The sequence below is a fragment of the Dolichospermum sp. LEGE 00246 genome (genome assembly GCF_015207865.1).
Classification (GTDB): domain Bacteria; phylum Cyanobacteriota; class Cyanobacteriia; order Cyanobacteriales; family Nostocaceae; genus Dolichospermum; species Dolichospermum heterosporum.
The window spans coordinates 1-4,280 of sequence record NZ_JADEWA010000464.1 but is presented as its reverse complement, the minus strand read 5'-3'; the positions used below and the strand labels follow the sequence as shown (position 1 = coordinate 4,280).

Here is a 4,280-nt window from a genome sequence, read left to right as displayed (position 1 = left end):
GGGTTAGGGAGGGGTAATTCTTAAAATAAAACGGTGTGATCTGGTCATCTACTGCTATACTGACTGCGAATCTATGAATACAAATCAAAACCCACTAATAATTAAAGAAAACATCTGTTTTCGAATAGATAACCTGCAAATAGAAATCATCTCCTATTTAGGACAACTCACACCTGATATTTATTACTTTCAAGTCAATATCATATCTGAAAAACCAGGTTTACTGAGAATAGGTGCAACTAACAGCGCACTCAACCGAGAACTAGAACTGAGAAAAAGACTAGGTGATTACAAACTCGTTACCGAACTACTTGCACATAGCCAGGACAATATAACTATTGAGATTAAACCCCAAAATATACCAGAAATTGCAACTATCTTTTCTCCTATCCCAGAAATAGATACAGCTTCAGAATATTTGCAAAAAGAATATTTAGAAGATGAATATTATCCAGAAACAGAAATCAGCACCAATATATCAAATCAAAAACTTCTCCTTATTACCTACCTTCCCAAGGAAAATCAAACCCTAGAAACTTGGCTAAAAACCGCACATTCTTTAGAAGAATCAATATTCTTAACCAGCCAAATATGTCAATTATGCCGCTATCTTCATCAAAGAGGATGGTGTTTTATCAATATCCTTCCCCAATTTATTCAAATGGGAACACCTATACAATTTTTCGACCTTACCAGTGCCTATCCCTTGGGTGAAACTCTCAATTCTGGGTTAATAGGAACTTATTGCGCCCCCGAATTAGCATACTGTAAAAATCCTATTCATGAAACAATGAGTAGTTATACAGTTGCAGCATTATTATATCAGATAATTCACAAACAAACCCTATCAACAGACCAAACCATAGAAATACAAATTAATCCCATTCCTATTATTTATCAAATTCTCAAGATTTGTTTATCTTCCCTACCAGAAGAAAGATTTCCTCTAGAACAACTATTAAAAATATTAGTTCGCACCCGCCAAAACATTAGCACACCCAAAATTAACTGGCAAATAGCCAGTATTTCTACCGTTGGACTATCAATAAACCGTTTACAAAATGAAGATAACTATGGCATTAAACAACAGAAAATCAGTGATAGAGAAACCATCCTCCTAGCTGCGATCGCTGATGGTATGGGAGGAATGTCTCAAGGCGAATTAGCCAGTCAATTAGCAATAAAAACAGTTTTAGAAACACCCATCTTTTTCCAAAATCAAACTATAGAACAATACCAAGAATGGCTAGAAAACCTATTTATTCAAGCCAACGAAACAGTATCAAATCAACTTAAAGATGGAGGAACAACCCTCAGCGTCATATTCGCCATATCCCAACAATTAATAATTAGTCATGTTGGTGATAGTCGCATTTACTTACTACGTCAAGGACAAATAAAACAACTCAGTCAAGATCATTCTCTAGTTGCCATGTTAGTAGCCAGTGAACAGATTACAGAAGCTGAAAGTTTAGATCACCCAGATAGAAATATTCTCACAAAATCCATCGGTACAAAACGCAGATTAAGTGATGGTTACGTCCAAGATCTAAAACAAACTACTCCAGAATTATCTATGAAATTAGAACATGAAGATATTATTTTACTATGTTCTGATGGGGTTTGGGACTTAGTTCCTAAAAACGAAATAGCGGAAATTTTCACCCCTGATCAAAACCTACAAAAATCAGTTGATTTGACTATTAATAAAGTTTTAGAACGTGGTGCATCTGATAACGCCACCCTTTTAGCATTACAATTTTTAATCAATTCATAGATCCCCGACTTCTTAAAGAAGTCGGGGATCTTATTCTCATTAATTACCAATTATCAATTATGTCTATTCAATGTCCAACCTGTCTCACAGATAACTATGATCATGAAACTAGCTGTATCGCTTGCGGTACACCTTTAACCTCCTCTTCCACTACATCAAATCTGCATTTATCCCCAGGAACATTATTAGGGAATGGCAGATATAGAATAGATAACATATTAGGACAAGGTGGGTTTGGTATTACTTATGCAGCCACTTATATCTCCAACTCTACCAAAGTTGCCATTAAAGAATTATGGCCAGAAAATGCTGCTAGACAAGGTAATACAGTTTTGTGGCCAATGTCCATTACCCCTATGCAGCGTCAACAACAACTGCAACAGTTTCAATTAGAGGCTAACTATTTACAAAAATGTGTTCATCCTCATATCGCCAAAATTTATGAGTGGTTTACAGAAAATGATACCGCATACATGGTAATGGAATTACTTGTTGGTAAATCATTAGATAAAATATTGCTAGAAACAGGACCACTAGCAGAAAATCGAGTTAAAAATTATTTTGTACAAATTGCTGAGGCTTTAAAAGTTATTCATAGTCATAATTTACTGCATCGAGACATCAAACCAGAAAATATTATTATTGTCCCTCCCGATAAAGCTGTATTAATTGATTTTGGCGCAGCTAGGGAATTTATTGCCGGTCAAACTGGGGATATGACCCGAATATTAACCCCTGGATATGCACCTTATGAACAATATATTCAAAAAAGTAAGCGTTTTCCTAGTACAGACCTTTATGCTTTATGTGCATCAATGTATGAATTATTAACGGGAAAATTACCAATAGAAGCCACAGATAGAGCCAGTGCTTTTTTACAAGGTAGTTCAGTAGATAAATTAGTTTCACCCCAACAACTACGCCCTGATTTAAGTTCTTTAATAGAAAAAGTTATTCTCACAGGAATGCAATTTAGAGTAGAGGATAGATTTCAAACGGCTGATGAATTAATTAATGCACTTCAAGGTAAATTTATTTCTCCTCAACATCAACGCGCCAAAGAATTAGTCAAACAAGGTCAACTAGCTGATGCCGTTCAAGCATATCAAAAATATTTGCAACTAGCACCAGATCATGGAGAAGCAGCCGTAGAACTAGCATTATTACAAATATATCTTGATGATCAACAAGCAGAAATAGCCGCACAAATAGCCATTCGATTACAACCCAATGATGGCAGAGGTTATGGCATTTTAGGACTGATTAATTGCCGTCGAAAAAATTGGCAAGAAGCAGTTAAGAATTTACAGCAAGCCGTTAATTTAGCTCCTCGTGAGCCTTGGATACAAGCTAATTTTGCTTGGGCATTAGGTAAATCTAGTAAATGGGAAGACGCAGAGAATACAGTAAATAAAGCATTGCAATTACAGCCTGATTCTACCTTTGCTTTGGGTTTGCAAGCTTGGATATATGTACAGCAACAAGAATGGAAATTAACTATTCGTGCAGCTACACAAGCAATATTTAAATTACAGAATCAGCAAAATAGTCATGGAAAAAAGTTACAATCTAGCCTATATCCCTATTTAATTATAGCTTTAGAAAAAGCCGTTGTCACTAAACAAGCTAATGATGTAGATAGAAGAATTGAAGAATTCATTAATCAAGTTCCTGATAGTGCTATAGCTTGGGGTTTAAAAGGTTGGAAACAAGCAACTAAATATTTATGGCAAGATGCTATCAGCAGTTTTGAAAAAGCCAGTCATCAAGCATCAATGATAGATTGGGTATTAATTAATCACGCTATTACTCAGGAAAATTTACAAAATTATCAAAGTGCTATTCAAATCTATGACAATTATCTACAAAAATTTACGCCTCAAGCCTTTATTTTATTTCGTCTCGGTACTTTATATGCCCAAATAGGAGAATGGCAGAAGGCAAGGTTATATCTTGAAAAAGCAATTAAGTATCATCCTATTTATGCTGAAGCCTATCATAATTTAGGTTGGGTATTGCTGAATATTAAAGGTCAAGATGGACAGGTAGAAAACTGCCGAGAAATGTTATCTGCTTATAGTAAAGCTACAGAATTATATGCAAAAGAACAAAAATTACCAATGAATGTAGGTATTAAACAGGCTTTTCAATTGGTAGGACTCCAGATCTCCGACTTCTAATATGAATTCATCATTTATACTCAACACGGCTTAATAATTTGATTCTGTGGGTAGAGGCAAAGCAAGAGCTTATTGGTGTCAACTTAACGTAAAACCTTTAGCCCGCCTGGGAATGATAGCGTAGCGTGGCGTTAGCCATATTCCCAGTCTCATAGCAGAAGTCATCTGAAGATGACTAAATAACCCGGAAATTCGTCTCATTCCCAGTCTCTGACTGGGAATGAATTCTAGAAGGCTCTGCCTTCAATGATATTAGAGGCAGAGCCTCATCAACTGCATTCCTAGTCAGAGACTAGGAACGAGATGTGGTAGGGATTTGAGCT

General features: G+C 35.7%; 2 protein-coding genes. Both read left to right on the top strand.

The window, feature by feature from the left end:
• The first annotated feature begins 73 nt into the window (after positions 1 to 73).
• On the top strand, positions 74 to 1,777 hold the full coding sequence (locus tag IQ228_RS22165) for a PP2C family serine/threonine-protein phosphatase (RefSeq protein WP_193964454.1): 1,704 nt from the start codon (positions 74 to 76) through the stop codon (positions 1,775 to 1,777).
• A 59-nt stretch (positions 1,778 to 1,836) separates the two neighbouring features.
• The gene (locus IQ228_RS22160; protein ID WP_193964453.1) at positions 1,837 to 3,957 is read left to right on the top strand and encodes a protein kinase; all 2,121 of its coding nucleotides are present in this window, start codon (positions 1,837 to 1,839) and stop codon (positions 3,955 to 3,957) included.
• Positions 3,958 to 4,280: the final 323 nt, after the last annotated feature.

Bases quoted from the DNA above. Each gene is read 5' to 3' on its own strand.
- IQ228_RS22165 (WP_193964454.1), top strand. From the start codon at position 74: ATGAATACAAATCAAAACCCACTAATAATTAAAGAAAACATCTGTTTT.
- IQ228_RS22160 (WP_193964453.1), top strand. From the start codon at position 1,837: ATGTCTATTCAATGTCCAACCTGTCTCACAGATAACTATGATCATGAA.